The organism is bacterium (assembly GCA_040757115.1).
Lineage (GTDB): Bacteria > UBA9089 > CG2-30-40-21 > CG2-30-40-21 > SBAY01 > JBFLXS01.
The window spans coordinates 1-2,013 of record JBFLYA010000404.1 but is presented as its reverse complement, the minus strand read 5'-3'; the positions used below and the strand labels follow the sequence as shown (position 1 = coordinate 2,013).

General features: G+C 37.5%; 1 protein-coding gene. It reads right to left on the bottom strand.

From position 1 onward, the window contains the following. Positions 1–371: 371 nt before the first annotated feature. Positions 372–2,013 (bottom strand): ABC transporter substrate-binding protein (locus AB1422_19160; GenBank protein MEW6621420.1); only part of this gene is annotated, 1,642 nt, incomplete at its 5' end.

Genomic DNA, 2,013 nt, shown 5'->3' with positions numbered 1-2,013 from the left:
ATATTTGATATTTGATATTTATTTGTTGTCTCCCTCAAATCCTATTTTGCAGAACCCTATACACTATTTTAACCTTTATGCTAGATTAAGACACCACCGTTTTTTCCGGTAGTGTCTGACAATAACTACAATTCTTTTAACCACAAAGATCACAAAGAGTTTCACAAAAGAGTCAAAGATTTTTGAGAGAATAAATTTTTCCCTTTATTTCTTTGTGTATTCTTTGTGTACTTTGTGGTTAATTTCAGAGACCATCTAATTTTCTTCGTGTTCTTCGTGGTGAATAGTTACGCGCATCCAATGACTCTATTCGATAATTCATCAAATTTCACTTCGTGCTCTCCGTGCCCTTCGTGGTGAATAGTTACCAATTACATCGGTTTAATAAATACGAATGACCAGCCATTCCCAATTCCATCCAGTTGATTTACCCAACCTCTAAATCTATCATTACGGTATGCCTCTATCTGCATAAGGGTATAAAGAGGCACCCAGGGAACTTCGCGGATGATGAAATCCTGTAGTTCCAGGATATACTCTCTTCTTTTTTCCCGCACCATTTCTTTAGCAGAAGCATCCGCTAATCTATCGAATTCAGGATTAATATAACCCATCGGATTATTTCCATCTTTAACAACTTCTTTTGAATGGAAGAAAGACCGCATAAAATCCGGGTCAAGAGATAACCTATAGCCAAGTATAAACACATCAAAATCCCATTCGGTCATTACTTTATTAATTATATCTCCAAAGGAAGTAGGTGTTGCAATAGCGGGAATAGCTATCTGTCTCAACCACTCTTGAATGAGCGTGCCACACATTGCCCGGAGTGGGTCATAATCTGCTGGCGGGGTAAGAATTTTAAAAGGTTTGACGGGTGTGCCATCAGGCATTTTTAATCCCTCTCCTTTTGTAATTTGTCCATTAGCGTTCACTTTTGGTTCTTTTTTCCAGGAATAACCTGCTTTCTTTAAAATAGCGATTGCCTTTTTAATTCGCATTGGTTGGTTCAGATTCGCACCATATTTAAGTGTATTGGGATTATACCAGAATTTATTTCCAGGCGGCATAATCGTATCATTGGGCAGCCCATAATTTTGAAGGATGCGTGATTGAATAAATTTTTTATCGATTAAATAAGCCACTGCCTGACGAAAATTAATATCATTAAAAGGTGGACGGCGAAGATTAAAGGCTAAGTATTTTAAGCCATTTTCAGGGTTATTAGTCAAAGTAATTTTTTTGTCTTTTTGCAAATCTGAAACAAAACCAGGCTGGATAGGCCACCAGATAAAATCAATATCACCTTTTTTCAGGGCTAATATCGCCGCATCGGTGGTGCCATAAATCTTAAAAAGTATCTCGTCAAAATAAGGACCTACCTTTTTACCTTTTACTGTTCTGCCTGTGGCAAAATAAAGTGGATTTTTTACCAATTGAACATAAGAACCTTTCTTCCAGTCTACAAACTTAAATGTCCCCATCCCAATAGGTTTCGTTACCTCATATTCCATCAGGCTGGTTAATGGGTCTTTTGTCTTTTTAATCTCTTCAATAATTGGTTGCCAGATATGTTTTGGAACGATGAGTGACATCAATGTGCGGGTAAAGAAAATGGCATAAGGCTCTTTTAACCAGAATTTAACCGTGTAGTTATCCACTGCCTCTACTTTTGTTATAAAATCCCAATCTGAATAATATCGTGGGATTTTGAATTCCATCAGGACATTAGCCGAAAACGCTACATCTTCAGCGGTAAATGGTTGACCATCCTCCCATTTGACACCTTTTTTAAGATGCACGACACAGGTATTATTTTTATGGTTATAAACAGGTTCTCCTTCGGCTAACCAAGGGATAATCTCAAATGTCTGGGGATTGTGGGTATATAGCCCTTCATAGAAGAAACCAAGCACATTCCAACTCCAGACATCAGATGCCTTAAATGGGTTTAGTTGTTTAGGTTCATCCTGCATACCTATCTTTAAGGTTGCCGAAAAAACCATATTAACA